Genomic DNA, 15,642 nt, shown 5'->3' with positions numbered 1-15,642 from the left:
TAAAAGTAAAATGCAAAACAAAGGATTTGTAAAGGTTTTTGCGGTATTACTCACGCTGGTATGCGTGTTCTACCTCTCCTTCTCCTTCGTAACACGCCATTATAACAACAAGGCGAAAGAAATTGCGAACGGCGACATGAAAGTAGAACAAGACTACCTTGACTCTCTCTCCAATGAGAAGGTCTGGCTGGGTAACTGGACGCTGAAACAATGTCGTGAAATGGAGATTAGTTTAGGTTTGGACCTGAAAGGTGGTATGAATGTTATCCTTGAAGTTTCTGTACCTGATGTTATTAAAGCACTGGCTGACAACAAGCCGGACGAAGCTTTCAATAACGCATTGGCAACAGCAGCAAAACAGGCTATCAACAGTCAGGATGATGTAATTACCCTGTTTGTCAAGGAATACCACAGAATTGCTCCGGACGCGAAACTTTCCGAACTATTCGCTACACAACAGTTGAAAGACAAAGTTAGCCAGAAATCAACGGATGCGGAAGTTGAAAAAGTATTGAGAGAAGAAGTAAAAGCGGCTGTTGAGAACTCATTCAACGTACTTCGTACCCGTATCGACCGCTTTGGTGTGGTTCAACCGAACATCCAGAGCCTGGAAGACAAAATGGGACGTATCATGGTAGAATTGCCGGGTATCAAAGAACCGGAACGTGTGAGAAAACTTCTTCAAGGTTCGGCTAACCTGGAATTCTGGGAAACATATACCGCCAAAGAAATTCTTCCGGCTATGCAGTCAGCAGACGCTAAATTGCGTGCAGTGTTAACTCAGGAAACAACTACTGATTCTGTTACAACAGACACTACAAAAGCTGCTGTTCTTACCGAAGCAACTCCGACTAAGAAAGCCGTAAGTGCTGCCGACAGCCTTGCTGCCGCTCTGAAAGGAGACGCCAAACAAGATGATGCAACTGCTGCGAACATGGAAGAGATCAAGAAACAGTATCCTTTGCTGTCTATACTGCAATTAAACTCTAGTGGGCAGGGTCCGGTTATCGGATATGCAAACTACAAGGACACTGCAGACATTAACAAATATCTGGCTATGCCGGAAATCAAAGCAGAACTTCCAAAAGACCTCCGTCTGAAATGGGGTGTTTCTCCTTCCGAATTTGACAAAAAAGGTCAGACTTTCGAATTGTATGCAATCAAATCTACCGAACGCAACGGCAAAGCTCCGTTGGAAGGTGACGTAGTAACAGATGCCAAAGACGAATTCGACCAGTACAGCAAACCGGCTGTCAGCATGTCTATGAATTCTGACGGTGCACGCCGTTGGGCTCAACTGACCAAACAGAATATCGGTCGTGCTATCGCTATCGTTCTTGATAACTATGTATATTCTGCACCAAACGTAAACACTGAGATCACAGGCGGACGTTCACAGATTACAGGTCACTTCACTCCGGAGCAGGCAAAGGACTTAGCTAACGTATTGAAATCAGGTAAGATGCCGGCTCCGGCTCACATCGTACAAGAAGATATCGTAGGTCCGTCACTGGGTCAGGAATCTATCAATGCGGGTATTTTCTCATTTGTTGTTGCTTTGATTCTGTTGATGATTTATATGTGCTCTATGTATGGCATCATCCCGGGTATGGTTGCCAATGGGGCATTGATCCTCAACTTCTTCTTTACACTGGGAATCCTTTCGTCCTTCCAGGCTGCGCTGACAATGTCCGGTATTGCCGGTATGGTGTTGTCACTGGGTATGGCAGTGGATGCGAACGTACTTATCTATGAACGTACAAAAGAAGAACTTCGCGCAGGTAAGGGAGTGAAGAAAGCACTTGCTGACGGTTATTCCAACGCATTCTCGGCTATCTTTGACTCTAACTTGACATCTATCATCACAGGTATCATCCTATTCAACTTCGGTACCGGTCCGATTCGTGGTTTTGCTACGACATTGATTATCGGTATCCTTGTATCCTTCTTTACAGCTGTGTTCATGACTCGTCTGGTTTACGAACACTTCATGAGTAAAGATAAGTGGCTGGGGCTGACATTTACAACTAAGATTTCAAAGAACCTGATGACCAATACACGTTTCGATTTTATGGGTACGAACAAGAAGTCCCTTATTATCGTCAGTGCAGTAATTATCGTTTGTATCAGCTCATTTGCAATCCGTGGCTTGAGTCAGAGTATCGACTTCACCGGTGGACGTAACTTCAAGGTACAGTTCGAAAACCCGGTTGAACCGGAACAAGTACGCGAGCTAATTGCCAGCAAGTTCGGTGATGCTAACGTAAGTGTTATCGCTATCGGTACAGATAAGAAAACAGTACGTATCAGCACAAACTACCGCATCGAAGATGCAGGTAACAACGTGGACTCAGAAATTGAATCATACTTGTATGAAACTCTGAAACCGGTACTGACTCAAAACATTTCTTTGGAAACTTTCATCGATCGTGACAATCATACCGGTGGTAGTATCGTAAGTTCACAGAAAGTAGGTCCGAGTATCGCAGACGATATTAAGACAGGTGCTATCTACTCTGTTGTATTGGCATTGCTTGCTATCGGCCTGTACATCCTACTCCGTTTCCGTAACATTGCTTACAGTATCGGCTCTATTGTGGCCTTGAGTTGTGACACCATTATGATTATCGGTGCTTACTCACTGTTCTGGGGCATCCTGCCGTTCTCTCTGGAAATTGACCAGACATTTATCGGTGCTATCCTGACGGCTATCGGTTACTCTATTAATGATAAAGTGGTAATCTTCGACCGTGTGCGCGAGTTCTTCGGCCTGTATCCGAAACGTGACAAACGTCAGTTGTTCAACGACTCTTTGAACACTACACTTGCACGTACTATCAATACATCATTGAGTACATTGATCGTGTTACTGTGTATCTTCATCCTCGGTGGTGATTCAATCCGCAGCTTCGCATTCGCAATGATTCTCGGTGTTGTTATCGGTACATTGTCTTCACTGTTCATTGCATCTCCGATTGCATACAACATGATGAAGAACAAAAAAGTTGTAGTACCGGCAGCTACGGAAGAATAATAAAGTCCAGAAATAGAAAAAGCCTCTTCCGGATGTTCGGAAGAGGCTTTTTCTATTGATTATTAAAACAAATATAAGCTATAAGACGTTAATCTTGAAAGAAGCTATTGTAAAACTTAAAACTTGATACAGCATGAAAGCCTACAACACAACTTCCTATAGATTCCTCTTTGTAGTAGCCTCGAGGGGAATCGAACCCCTATCTAAAGTTTAGGAAACTTCTATTCTATCCGTTGAACTACAAGGCCGTTATAAATTTGCTTGCAAAGATAACGGTTTCTGTTGATTTAACAAGAATAAAAATAAAGGTTCCTTCCAGACACTTCAAATATTCAGCGTCAATAGGACAATAAAGACTGATTTATTTTGATAATTCGATTAACTTTCCGACCTTTGCGCTCACAAATTGAAAGTAAAAATAGTTTTTAAATTAAATATAGTAATAAAAATTATGGCAGACGAAATGATGGTTAAAGAATTGGAGGAAGTCGTAGTACGTTTCTCCGGCGACTCCGGTGATGGCATGCAGCTGGCCGGCAACATCTTCTCGAACATGTCGGCTACGGTAGGAAATGACATCTGTACATTCCCCGATTACCCGGCAGACATCCGCGCTCCGCAAGGTTCGTTAACCGGAGTTTCCGGTTTTCAAGTACACATCGGCGCCGGGCAAGTTTACACTCCCGGAGACCGTTGTCACGTATTGGTAGCAATGAATCCTTCCGCACTAAAAACACAAATCAAATTCTGTAAACCGCAAGGACTTATCATCACCGACTCCGACTCATTCGAAGCCAGAGATTTAGAAAAGGCACAATTCAAGACTGACAATCCTTTCGAAGAATTGGGTGTTAAGCAAGAAGTACTTGAAGTGCCTATTTCTTCCATGTGTAAAGAAAGCCTGAAGGATTCAGGACTGGACAACAAATCCGTTCTCCGTTGTAAAAATATGTTCACGCTGGGGTTAGTTTGTTGGTTGTTCAACCGTAACCTGGCAGCAGCCGAGAAAATGCTGCGCGAGAAATTCGCCAAAAAGCCCGAAATTGCAGAAGCCAACATCAAGGTATTGAACGACGGTTTCAACTACGGAGCCAACACTCACGCTTCTGTCTCTACTTATAAGATCGAAAGCAAAGCTCCAAAATCCAAAGGACTTTATACAGATATTAATGGTAATAAGGCAACGTCATACGGCTTGATAGCTGCAGCCGAGAAAGCTGGTCTGGAACTCTACTTGGGTTCTTATCCTATCACTCCGGCCACTGACATTCTGCACGAATTAGCCAAACATAAATCACTGGGCGTAAAAACCGTACAGTGCGAAGACGAAATCGCAGGTTGTGCATCTGCTGTCGGTGCAGCTTTTGCCGGTGCCCTGGCAGTAACTACGACTTCCGGCCCGGGCGTCTGCCTGAAAAGTGAGGCAATGAACCTTGCCGTTATCGGCGAACTTCCACTAGTGATCGTCAACGTACAGCGTGGCGGACCGTCTACCGGTCTTCCTACGAAATCAGAACAGACCGACTTACTGCAAGCTCTCTACGGACGTAACGGTGAAAGCCCGATGCCCGTCATTGCTGCAACATCACCGACCAACTGTTTTGATGCTGCATATATGGCAGCTAAAATCGCTTTGGAACACATGACTCCGGTTGTACTGTTGACTGATGCTTTTGTAGCCAACGGCTCTGCAGCCTGGAAACTTCCTAACTTGGATGAATATCCTGCTATCAATCCACCGTATGTAACTCCTGATATGGCAGGAAACTGGACTCCGTACCAACGTAACGAAGAAACTGGTGTACGCTATTGGGCTATCCCGGGAACAGAGGGCTTCATGCATCGTATCGGTGGTCTTGAAAAGAGTAACGAAACAGGTGCAATCTCTACCGAACCGGAAAATCACAATAAAATGGTTCACCTTCGTCAAGCCAAAGTGGACAAAATTGCAGACTACATCCCCGAGCTCGAAGTATTGGGCGACAAAGATGCAGATTTGCTGATTGTAGGCTGGGGTGGTACTTACGGCCATCTCCGTCTGGCTATGGACTATATGCGCGAACATGGAAAGAAAGTGGCTTTCGCCCACTTCCAATACATCAACCCGCTACCGAAGAACACGGCTGACGTATTACGTAAATATAAAAAGATCGTGGTAGCTGAACAGAACTTGGGACAATTTGCAGGTTACCTGCGCATGAAAGTGCCTGGACTGAACATCAGTTTCGTTACGAGAGAATTGATAGATGCATTTACTAAATTATTGGAGGAATAAGAGATGAGCGATAAAGTATATACCGTACAAGATTATAAATCAGGCCAGCCCCGCTGGTGTCCGGGATGCGGTGACCACGCTTTCCTGAATTCACTGCATAAGGCTATGGCCGAATTGGGAACAGCTCCGCATGATATTGCCGTAATTTCGGGTATCGGTTGCTCTTCCCGTCTGCCTTACTATGTAAATACGTATGGCTTCCACACTATACACGGACGTGCAGCTGCTATTGCAACAGGAGCCAAAGTAGCTAATCCCAATTTGACTATCTGGCAGATTTCCGGTGACGGTGATGGCCTGGCAATCGGTGGTAACCACTTCATCCACGCTGTCCGCCGTAACATTGACTTGAATATGATTCTGCTGAACAACCGCATTTACGGTTTGACCAAGGGACAATATTCACCGACTTCCGAACGTGGATTTGTCAGTAAATCATCTCCTTACGGAACAGTAGAAGACCCATTCCATCCGGCAGAACTTGCTTTCGGCGCACGTGGACGTTTCTTTGCACGCTGTATCGCTGTAGACGGTGCCGCTTCCGTAGAAGTATTGAAAGCAGCAGCCACTCATAAAGGTGCTTCGGTTGTCGAAGTTCTGCAAAACTGTGTTATTTTCAACGACGGAACTCATGCCAGCGTTGCAACCAAAGAAGGACGTGCCAAGAACGCGATCTATCTGGAACATGGTAAACCGATGTTGTTCGGTGAAAACAAAGAATTCGGATTAATGCAGGAAGGTTTCGGACTGAAAGTAGTGAAACTCGGTGAAAACGGTATCACAGAAAAAGATATTCTTATCCACGATGCACACTGCCAGGACAATACACTTCAACTGAAACTGGCCTTGATGGAAGGTCCCGACTTCCCGATTGCACTCGGTGTAATCCGCGATGTAGATGCTCCGACCTACAATGATGCAGTTACAGAACAAATCGAAGAAATCAAAGGCAAAAAGAAATACCACAATTTCCAAGAGCTGTTGATGACTAATGATACTTGGGAAGTGAAGTAAATTCATAATTTATCTAATAACAAAGGCGTAGAGTGAGAACTGGTTCTCTTTCTACGCCTTTATTTATTATCCACCATAATTCAGCCATTCTGCCGATCAAACTATGTACGAACTCTCTTGAGATGAGCAGAGCAATTCCCCTACCGCCATATGGAATTTGAAATTCATAAAATATATCCTTTTATTCTATTGATAGATATCCGTTCCAAATGCCCAACCCAAATAATTTGCCTCCAGCACCTTATCTACTTTATCAAACACGACTGTGAATGGATGCTTCAAGTTACAATGAAGATTAGTTATTTGCTTCTCATTTGCTTTGACCTTCAGTTTATTTCCTTGCTTTTCAATAATACAGTTGTATCCGACAACCGAGCCGTCCGGACGTTCTACAATAAAGGCGTTAGTAAGCATAGATTCAGCAATACACTTGAATACTTCGTGCACATCGTTATCCTGTGTATTAATTGTCTGCCAATCACTAACCATATTCACATATTGTTCACCTATAATAAATTCGCGTGTATCATAGAGTTCAGGATGTGGATTTCCAAAACTCAATGAATCTTGTGTCACATGTGTATCAGCACTGCAAGCCTGTTTTACTTTCAGATACGGATCTACAACAAATGCCCAGCGAAGATTTCCTGTACGATAATCAATCAGATGAGAAAAAGCTCCCATCGCATTATAAGTTTCTTTCAACCAGCGTTCTTCACCTGTCAGCAGATAAGCATAATAGGTAGCGTAACCACGCCAGCCGCTCCAACCGTGAGGAGAGTTGAACATGTTCGGCAACATCTGCACGTCATATTGTGCTTCCCAATAACGCATGGTTCCACCCCTCCGGCGGGCATCGGGGACTCGCAGTTGGGTAAGACAATCATGACTCTCCAGAATTTGTAACATAGCGTCTGTATAATGTTTACGCACCTTTTCGTCTTTCTGCATCAATCCCAGCATTCCAATCTGAAGTGCAGAACAGGAAATCATTCCATCCTCAAAAGTAAGTTCTCCTTCTGTTTCAAAGTCACCTTGTGAAGCAACCAACTGGTCGATAGCACGTTTGGCAGATTGATAATGGCGCTCCACCGCCTCTGCCCATACAGTATTCTTCTTGCCTAACTCACGTTCGACCAAAGTAAGTTCCAGCATACTTTTCGCTACATAGATAACGCTGGTATAAATAATATGATGATTGACATAGGCACCATCTTCACGTTGCCAATTGTTCATCAACCAGTCTGCCAAACGAGAAGCCTTCTGTAAGTCGGCTATATCACCATAAGCTTGATATTTGTCTACTAACAAACCTATTGTCCCCGAAGTATTCTGTATGCGTGAAGCGTGGTACTTAGGCTCCATCTTTTGTTGATCATGTAACAAGCCGAATAAATAATCAAAGCGATCACGTAAAGCTTTATCCAGTTGTTCATCCGGAAAATATTGTGCAGCAATAAAAGAAGAATGGAAGCCATACCAACTTTCTATGTGTGAAGTAGCTTTCTGGTGATATTTCAAAGCATTCCGACGTGCCTGTTCCATAGTCCATTTCCAGTCATGATGTACTGAAAGAATACCTTCTGTTTCTTTTCCATTGTCCCTGACACGTACTGTATACAACCCGACATCCGGCAGTACACACGACACTTGCTTTACTCCCTCTCCCTGTGTCCGGATATTGACCTTCAACTCCTGCCCTTTATCATCCAACACTTTGATATCTTTAGAACCAGACAGAACTTCAAAAGATGCGGTTTCTCCCGGAACATAAGTCGTCCGATCAATAGAGATCATCGGTATGCCAGTCGCCTTATGTATAACGTGTTCAAATTCCCCCAACGGATTTATATCCATGAGCACAATAGTCCAGCTCTTGATCTCCCCTTGTTTCAGCATCCACAAATCTTGTGGATTGCGTTCGGGCAAAGGTAATGCATTCATCAAATCCAGATTTAATGACTCTATCCGGTGCCCCATAAACCAATGTGGAGGTGGATCTTGATAACCCAGATTGTAAGCCACACTCCATGAAGCTACAGGCTGTGGCGATACAATTCCCAAAACGTGTCCTGCAGGGGTTTGCAGATAACCGTAGAAGTGCGTCTTTTCATTGCGCATCAGCGTTGGGAAATATTTTCCAAACCAGTCCGGATACTTATCCATATAAGTATCGATTCCCAATTTCAGTCCCGCCTTTGTCGGTTGAAAAGGTACATTCCCTTTGTTTTCAAGAGTAACTTTCAAAGCCGGCTGCCCTTTCCATGACTGATACGTTAGACGGCACTCCACCTGGTCTATCGTGCTCCGATAAGAAAGATATCCGTCAGGTATCCAAGCTGCGGTAGTTTCTTTGCCACTGATTTCAGCATAAAAAGAAGGACCACAGTTACCTTGCCCAGAACGAAAGAAAGGAATGGTGTCATTACCTTTCTTATCCTTAAAGATAATCTGTTCCAGATAGCCCTTGTCTGAAATGCGAGCTTCCCATCCGGTATGTTTCCATACGGTAGACTGAGAAAAGGCACCCATACTACATAATAAGCTTCCTAGCAGGAAATAATTTTTTATCATTTATATATCAGTTTTTTGTGTTTTGTATAGTAAATCACACTTCCCCTATATAAGGGAATTAAGGGAAAGTGTGATATGTATATGTCTGTTTATGGCAACTCAATTACCAATTAGGATTCTGTACCAATTTCGGATTCTTGTTCAAATATTCCTGCTGAATCGGATAGAGGTAGCCTTCTTCTTTAAATACGAATGGCATCATGTCTGCCTTAACTTCCTTATTAAATTCTTCAGCTGTTGTACCGTAAACATTCAAGGCAGGCATACCACCTTCCATTCCGCTCCATGCCTCTTTAGCAATCTTCCAACGACGGTAATCCCAAAACATTTGCCCTTCAAACATGAACTCTACTGTTTTCTCACGACGCACTGCTTCTATTAACTCTTCCGGTGTTGCATTCGGATGGGTTTCCTCTATGCCACCCAATCCGGCACGTTTGCGAATAAGATTAAAGTACTCCGCTCCCTTTCCATCCAGTTTTCCATAGTAATTAACATATGCCTCAGCATATCCTAAATACAACTCAGCCAAACGGACAATAGGGAACGGATAAGCTGCTACATTATTGTTACCATCCTGAATTGTAGTTTTCGGATTTACTAATTTCTTGATAGCATATCCCCCATAAAGTTGGTCGCTTGCATTATCTTTTGCACCATGCGCTTCTTCGGGATTGTAATAACTACTACCTGTTTTTCCCTGAAACCTCATCTTGATAGTAATAGTATCAAGACCATTCGCGTTACTGATTTCATATGGTCCACGGTCATATCCTAAGTCGGCATAGAAACGCGGCTCACGGTTTTTGTTAAGTTTTAGCACCTCGTCGTTATCCACCTGCATGCAGTTGGTATAATCATAGTTCGGGTCTTTGTCTATCTCTTTGCCATTCTTGGTCAAATAAAGCCTAGCAGTCCACAAAGTGGTACCCAGTCCACCAATAGGAACAGTTTCATTAGAAATACCATGAAGGATGGCATGATAATTGAAGCCGTTACTATAACCCAAGGTTTCTTTTCTTCCAGTATACGGCCAGATTAATTCGGGAGAGTCCCAACCGGCAGCAATCTTATAGCGACTATTGGCTACAGCTTTATCAAAATCAGTTAATCCACTAGTATTACCGGTATATTCATATAATCTAAAATTTTTAGATTCCGCTTTCGTTATAGCCTTTTCATACTGATCGAGAGCCTTTTTCCATTTTTCCTTGTCGTAGGTGGTAGAAATCAATTGCTCGCCACCAAACTCTGCTTTATTCTTAAAATCTGCATAATCAGTATTACCATTATACAAGGGACTTGCCGCATAGAGGAACAAGCGTGCTTTCAATGCTTCTGCAGTTATACTAGTAGCCCGTCCCAAGTTAGAATCATTATATGAATCCGGCAGGTATTCCAACGCCTTATCAAAAAAAGCCGCAACTCTTTCTACGCATTCATCATAAGGACGGCGAGTCTGCATCATTTCTTCCGCTGGGGCATCCGAATCCAATAATTGGTCTGATATCACCACTGGCCCATATGCCTGCATTAGGCAAAGGTGATAATACCCTATTAGGAAATATGCTTCACCAATCCATTGTTTTTTATTTTTTTCAAATTCTTCTTGCGTCCATTTCACAGGCACAGTTTTATCTATGTTATTGAGAAAAATCCAGCAGTTACGAATTCCATCATACATATTCTTCCATAAAGCACTACCACCATACGCAGGACTATAGTTACATCGTTGCACTATCAGATAATAGAACCATTCTGAAGTCCAATGCGGAGAACCGATCATTTCGGGAGTAGTTGCCCACGCTTCGTTGTTACGAAAATCAAGGAAAGCAGGCATTACGCTGTAACAACCATAGATAAAGTTGCCGGCATTAGTTTCTGTCTTAAAAGCATCGTCTAGAGTCGAAGTATCATCGGGAACCACATCCAGAAACTCGCACGAATGCAGCATCACGCCCAGCAAAGTTGCCATGAATATATTTTTAATTCTCATAATCGTCGTAATATTTAAAGTCATTATAATAATTATTGTTTAAAAAGTCATTTGCAAACCAACACTTACAGTACGTTGTGTAGGATATGCCTGTCCATTCTGGGTATTCAGCTCCGGATCCCAAATCTTGAACTTCGAAAACGTCAGCAAGTTTGCACCTGCAACATAAGCACGCAGAAACTTCCATGTATAACCTAGTTCCACATTCTTCAAACGTATATATGATCCATCTTTAAGCCAATAAGTAGAGGGCTCGGTTGTATTTGGGTTCGAGCCGTTGGTCAGACGAGGATACTCAGCACTTGGATTCGCACCATCTTCTCTCCAGTAATTATCAACAACCCATTGCATCAGGTTGTGTGTATTTCCAGTGAACGAATGGATACCTTGTAACATAATATCCCGTTTGGCAACACCCTGAAAGAAGAACGAAGCATCCCAACCCTTATATTGCATACTAGCACCAAAACCGTAAATAATCTGTGGCACACTGGGATTACCGATGTAAGTCTTGTCGGTACCATCAATCTTACCGTCACCATTTAAATCTTTGTATTTGATATCACCTACCTGAGTCTTATAAGTCCCTAACTCTTGCGTTGGACTATCAGCTATTTCATCTTCACTCTGAAACAAACCTTCGGCTATGTAGCCATAATAATTGTTCAACGGTTGTCCCACTTGTGACATATAACTGTATTCATAAGGAGGTTCATCTCTTTCCACATACTCATTCTTGGCAAGCGTAAATGTACCGCGCGCCGAAATAAAAAAGTCTTTATTGAATGAATGATTATAATTAAACGACATATCCAGACCTTCGTTCTTCACACGACCCAAATTTCCATAAGGAGCCGTACCAGTGATACCGGTTTCAACTGAAATGGTCTGGCGCTGCAAAAAGATATTCTTACGATTCTCCCGAAAGTAGTCAATAGTGAAATTCAAATCTTTGAATAAAGTCATATCTACCCCAATATCATATTTCTCACCAATTTCCCACGTCACATTATCAGCACCGTATGTACTGATTGAAGTTCCAGATGCCGAGTTATCCCAGTTCTTGCCAAACTGATAACTACCACCACCATTCAGATTTACCTTAGTTAGATAGGGGAAACGACCACTGCCAATATCGGAATTACCCACTAAGCCATAAGAAGCGCGCAATTTCAAACTAGTAAAAATGCCATTAAGTGGCTTAAAAAATTCTTCATTTGAAATCATATAACCTACTGCAAAAGAAGGAAAGAAACCAAAACGACTGCCTTTCTGAAAAGTCTCGGAACCATTGTAGCCAAAATTAGCTTCAGCCAGATATTTCCCGTCGTAAGCATACGTCACACGACCGGCAATACCTTGGTTGCGCTGTGGCAGTGTAGCATAATAGTCACCGGGATTATTAACGTTGTAATCACGTTGTAAGTAAACGAACAGAGCTCCCACATCATGTTTGTTGGCAAACGTACGCTGGTAATTCAGTAATGCCTGAATATTCATATAGCGATCTCCCGAACTGCCATTTGAGGCTAAAGTCAATGCTGTACTACCTTGATTCATAGATGTATATTGGAAATCATATCCTCCAGATTCCAATGGGTCTGCACTATCCAATCTGTAATAGTACGGATTAAACGTACGACTGTAGTATGTGTACGAATAGTTTTTAAAGTTAATCAATGCTTTAAAACTTAATCCTTTTGTGATAAAATCCAGTTTCTGCTCCAATTCCAAACTAGCGTTGATAGTAGAAGCTGCACTATGCTGTCTACCTCTCACCATCTCAGCATACGGATTCATGTGGTATCCCGAACCCTCAGAAGCATTTTCATAGCTATTACCGAAAAGAACATGATCGGCATTAATAGTATTTGGATAGTAAGGGAGGAAATACATACTCGGTGCACGTAATGCAAACTGATAAAGATCCGGTACGCTCGTAGTTGGTCCGGTATATTGTTCAATCTGTGTATTAAGACGTATGGTAGCTTTTGTTGTTTTAGTCAGCCATGCGCCAATGTTACCCTGAATAGAATATCGTAGATTTTGCAGATTATTGTCAAATGAATTATTCTTATCCTGCTTCAATTGGCCATTATCATTATTCAACGTAGCACTCAGGAAATAATCGACTTTACTTGTACCACCCATTACGTTGATATTAGCTGTTTGGTTCATAGACATATCCTTGAACAGAACATCCACCCAGTCCACATCCGGATACAAGTACGGATTAATTCGATTACGAGTATTGTCTATTCTCTCCTGCGTATAAAAAGCCGTAGCTTCCGGGTTCCTAGCCCAAACCGCTGCGTTTCTCGTCTCCATCGTAGTAGCTGCGTCCGCTAGTTTCAGTGTACGGGTAGGTTGTGAGAATGTATTCTCAATACGGATATTAATTCTGGCCTTTTCCATATCCTTACCCGAACGGGTAGTAATCAGAATAACCCCATTGGCACCGCGGGCACCATACAATGCTGTAGCTGAAGCATCCTTCAATACAGAAAAGTTTTCGATAGCCTCAGGCGGCAGAGCATTCATGTCATCGGTAGACGATTCCACACCGTCGATATAGATTAGCGGATTAGTAGTACCACTAAAGGTAGCCGCACCCCGAATCCAGAAGCTAGCCCCATCTGCACCTGGTTCAGCATTCTGCTGCATCGTGATAACACCGGCAATACGACCACCAAAAGCATTACTCAAACTACTGGACGGTATTTTCAGTTCTGCCGGTTTGATAGATTCCACAGAGCCTACCACAGATGCCTTTTTTTGCACACCAAATCCCACAACAACTACCTCACTAAGAGTTTCTGAATCTTCATGCAAAATAACACTAACTTTACTACCTTGGAAAGTAACAGTGGTAGTTTTATAACCCAAAAATGAGATTTCAAGGATATCGCCCTTTTTGACATTAGCCAATGTAAAGTCTCCGTCTATCCCGGTAATAGTTCCGTTAGTAGTTCCTTTCACAAGAACAGAGGCGCCAATCAATGGCTCACCTTTATCATCTTTCACGTTACCCGTTGCCTTTACACCTTTTCTTGTATCTTGCTGAGGGGATTCCACTTCCGGCCTAGAAATCGTGATCTGTCTCCCGACAATCTTATATTTCAATCCCGTTTTCTTACTCAACTCACTTAAAATAACATCGATCTTCTTATTATCAACCGAAATAGAGACTTTATCCGTCAACGTTTTCTGAACGCCCTCCGAATAAATAAAAATATACTTACTGTTTTTTTCAATGTAATTTAATACATCTTTTACGGTCACATTATTTGATTGTACTGTGAACAAGTCTTTTTCTGAGTCCCATTTAGCAACTGTTTCAGCCAAAGCACAGCAAGGAATCATAAAAAAGGCGTTAATTATCAAAAAAAGATTAACTTTCTTCTTTAGATTAGGGAAAATAGCTTTCTTTACCATAAAAATTTCTTTTTAGGTTAACAATTTTGGATTTATTGATTTAACTAAGGAATTACGATCGGATAAATACAGCCATATTTATCCGATTTTTTGTCATTACTACGTAGATTTGTCCTTCATAAGTATTTTCATTTTTTAGATTAATTAAAACGGTTATTTATTTAAGTATATACTTTTTCCTTCTTTTACAATAACAAATGGAAGCGTTTGCTGAATACATTTAAGCACCTCGTCTATATTGTCTTTGATATCCAGTTTTCCATAAACTTTTTCTTTGCCCACTTCGGGATTACATTGAATGGATATACCGTAATACTTACTCAGTTTTTTAGTAATCTCAGACAGATTATTTCCTTCCAGCATAAGTATTCCATCCACCCAACTGATATATCCGGTAACATCCACTTGCTTTTGATAAGCGATATTGCCGTTGGTAATATTTAGCAAATCACTTGGAACCAATTGTGCTTTTTTCTCATTCTTATCAGTCACCTCTACCGAGCCCTCTACCAATACAATGTTCGTAGCTTCACCTTCATAATTTGAGATATTAAACTTAGTTCCCAAAACACGCAAATTAAAACCGTTGGCTTCTACAATAAACGGATGTTTCTTATCGTGTGCTACTTCCAAAAAAACTTCTCCCTGGGCATATATTGTACGAGTTTCTCCCTTAAAACGACGTGGATAAATCACTTTCGACTGAGAATTCACAGTGACCAAAGTCCCATCAGAGAGTTCTATCTTAGCACGCTTTCCTGCCGGAACCAACAATTGGTCGTATTCTTCCAGCTCTGCAACCTTTCCTCCCTCTTCTTTCTCTTCTTCCACTTTTTGTGAATTAACAGCCACCTTTCCTTCTTTCGTATATTTAATAAAAGCATTTTCATCCAGATTCAATTGTTCTTTGGAAGTTATCAGAGTCACTTCATCGATTGCCGAGTTCTCCATCTGCTCTACCATTGCCTGAAAATTCTGCTTTTCCTCTCCGGTCTGGTTCAGGAAGTATATAGTTGAAATACAAATCAGAACAGAAGCGGCAATCGAAGCAGAAGCAACCAAGAAGTAATTTCTTCTGCGTCTCATAGCATCACGTTTTATTTTTTGCTGTGTCTTCTCTATAATAGAAGATGCATCAATTTTTTCCGGCATGCAATCTTTCCAAAAGAATTTCAATTTCTCGCCTTCGGACATAGCAGTAAACTCATCCTCAGTATTCTCCCGGGAATTCAGTTTACCAAATAAATCAGTCAGACGGTTATATTCTTTCAAATTCATATTCTTTTTTAAGTTGTTCTATTATTATAGTCGCAA

General features: G+C 42.0%; 7 protein-coding genes and 1 tRNA gene. 3 read left to right on the top strand and 5 right to left on the bottom strand.

Going from position 1 to position 15,642, the window contains the following annotated elements:
• Positions 1–10: 10 nt before the first annotated feature.
• A complete protein-coding gene (gene secDF / locus BHV72_RS02465) occupies positions 11–3,034 on the top strand; it encodes a protein translocase subunit SecDF (RefSeq protein ID WP_005675237.1) in 3,024 nt (1,007 codons plus the stop codon).
• Between the two features lie 176 nt (positions 3,035–3,210).
• Here secDF and BHV72_RS02460 read toward each other — a convergent pair.
• Positions 3,211–3,282, bottom strand: a tRNA-Arg gene (locus BHV72_RS02460).
• A 203-nt stretch (positions 3,283–3,485) separates the two neighbouring features.
• Between BHV72_RS02460 and BHV72_RS02455 the strand changes: the two genes are divergently transcribed.
• Together BHV72_RS02455 and BHV72_RS02450 are read left to right on the top strand one after the other, a co-directional pair.
• Positions 3,486–5,309 (top strand): 2-oxoacid:acceptor oxidoreductase subunit alpha, encoded by a 1,824-nt coding sequence (locus BHV72_RS02455; RefSeq protein ID WP_286854182.1) that lies wholly within the window; start codon positions 3,486–3,488, stop codon positions 5,307–5,309.
• Between the two features lie 3 nt (positions 5,310–5,312).
• The gene (locus tag BHV72_RS02450) at positions 5,313–6,323 is read left to right on the top strand and encodes a 2-oxoacid:ferredoxin oxidoreductase subunit beta (RefSeq protein ID WP_005681896.1); all 1,011 of its coding nucleotides are present in this window, start codon (positions 5,313–5,315) and stop codon (positions 6,321–6,323) included.
• A gap of 186 nt (positions 6,324–6,509) precedes the next feature.
• Here BHV72_RS02450 and BHV72_RS02445 read toward each other — a convergent pair whose 3' ends face one another.
• The 4 genes from BHV72_RS02445 to BHV72_RS02430 form a co-directional block, all read right to left on the bottom strand.
• Positions 6,510–8,897: a hypothetical protein gene (locus BHV72_RS02445; RefSeq protein ID WP_286854180.1), complete on the bottom strand. Its 2,388-nt coding sequence runs from the start codon at positions 8,895–8,897 to the stop codon at positions 6,510–6,512.
• A 103-nt stretch (positions 8,898–9,000) separates the two neighbouring features.
• The gene (locus BHV72_RS02440) at positions 9,001–10,893 is read right to left on the bottom strand and encodes a RagB/SusD family nutrient uptake outer membrane protein (RefSeq protein ID WP_122264213.1); all 1,893 of its coding nucleotides are present in this window, start codon (positions 10,891–10,893) and stop codon (positions 9,001–9,003) included.
• A gap of 39 nt (positions 10,894–10,932) precedes the next feature.
• Positions 10,933–14,328, bottom strand: coding sequence for a TonB-dependent receptor (locus BHV72_RS02435; RefSeq protein ID WP_022043251.1), 3,396 nt, complete (start codon positions 14,326–14,328; stop codon positions 10,933–10,935).
• A gap of 153 nt (positions 14,329–14,481) precedes the next feature.
• Positions 14,482–15,606 (bottom strand): FecR family protein, encoded by a 1,125-nt coding sequence (locus BHV72_RS02430; protein WP_286854175.1) that lies wholly within the window; start codon positions 15,604–15,606, stop codon positions 14,482–14,484.
• Positions 15,607–15,642: the final 36 nt, after the last annotated feature.

It is taken from the genome of Bacteroides sp. 43_46 (assembly GCF_001915455.1).
In the GTDB taxonomy this organism is placed as follows: Bacteria; Bacteroidota; Bacteroidia; order Bacteroidales; family Bacteroidaceae; genus Bacteroides; species Bacteroides caccae.
Note: the sequence above shows the minus strand (reverse complement) of the source record. Positions and strands in the feature narration are given on the sequence as shown.

Bases quoted from the DNA above. Each gene is read 5' to 3' on its own strand.
- secDF (WP_005675237.1), top strand. From the start codon at position 11: ATGCAAAACAAAGGATTTGTAAAGGTTTTTGCGGTATTACTCACGCTG.
- BHV72_RS02455 (WP_286854182.1), top strand. From the start codon at position 3,486: ATGGCAGACGAAATGATGGTTAAAGAATTGGAGGAAGTCGTAGTACGT.
- BHV72_RS02450 (WP_005681896.1), top strand. From the start codon at position 5,313: ATGAGCGATAAAGTATATACCGTACAAGATTATAAATCAGGCCAGCCC.
- BHV72_RS02445 (WP_286854180.1), bottom strand. From the start codon at position 8,897: ATGATAAAAAATTATTTCCTGCTAGGAAGCTTATTATGTAGTATGGGT.
- BHV72_RS02440 (WP_122264213.1), bottom strand. From the start codon at position 10,893: ATGAGAATTAAAAATATATTCATGGCAACTTTGCTGGGCGTGATGCTG.
- BHV72_RS02435 (WP_022043251.1), bottom strand. From the start codon at position 14,328: ATGGTAAAGAAAGCTATTTTCCCTAATCTAAAGAAGAAAGTTAATCTT.
- BHV72_RS02430 (WP_286854175.1), bottom strand. From the start codon at position 15,606: ATGAATTTGAAAGAATATAACCGTCTGACTGATTTATTTGGTAAACTG.